Annotated in this window: 1 protein-coding gene; it reads right to left on the reverse strand. The window is 69.0% G+C overall.

Translation table 11 applies throughout. The features are described 5' to 3' along the window. Window positions 1-57: 57 nt before the first annotated feature. A partial coding sequence (locus tag Van01_RS32755) for an MBL fold metallo-hydrolase (RefSeq protein ID WP_239099454.1) occupies window positions 58-832 on the reverse strand: 775 nt, incomplete at its 5' end.

Raw genomic sequence — 832 nt, forward strand, 5'->3', positions numbered from 1 at the left:
GCCGGAGCGAAGGTTTGTCCGGTGTGGACGCCTCTGAAGCTGAGAGAACGCCGAGGTCTAGGGCAGGTCCCAGACCAGGTCAGCAGTGGCGACGCCGATCTCACCGTCGTACCTGTCACCGGCTGCGGATCGCGCAGCCGCCGGATCCGTGCCGGGCCACAGGTGGGTCAGTAGCAGGTGTCTGGCGCCGGCATCAGCGGCCTGCCGACCAACCTGGCGCGCATTCGACAGGTAGCGCCGGGAGTCCTCCGGCACCTCATCGACGTAGGTGGCCTCGGCCAGCAGCAGGTCGGCGTCGCGCGCCAGTTCCACCACGTCGGGGCTCGGGCCGGTGTCACCGGTGTACGCGAGAACCCGGTCGCCCGCAGCCAGTCGTACGCCGGCATTTGGCACCCAGTGCGGCAGCAATCGGGTCTGGGCCCGGAACGGGCCGATGTCGAGGCGGCTGCCGACGGTGATCTCATGCAGAACGTAGGCGGCATCCAGCATCCCGGGGCGGTCCAGCGCTAACACCGCATCCAGCGCGCCGGGCAGCGCGTACACCGGTAGCGGCGCCGGCGGATCATCACGCAACGCTCGCGCCCGCAGCAGCGGATTCAGGTCGGCGCAATGATCGGGATGTCCGTGGCTGATGAACACCGCGTCGACCTGGTCCGCGGTGACGTGTTCCAGCAGCCGCGGCACGGTCGCATAGCCGAGATCGACGAGCAGCCGGAACCCGTCGTGCTCCACGAGGTAGCCGCTGCATGCCTGACCCGCCTCCGGCCATGCACCGCACCCGCCGAGAACCCTTAGCCGCACCCGAAAAACCCTATCGACCGGTCCGCCAACT

It is taken from the genome of Micromonospora andamanensis (assembly GCF_016863495.1).
GTDB lineage: Bacteria > Actinomycetota > Actinomycetes > Mycobacteriales > Micromonosporaceae > Micromonospora > Micromonospora andamanensis.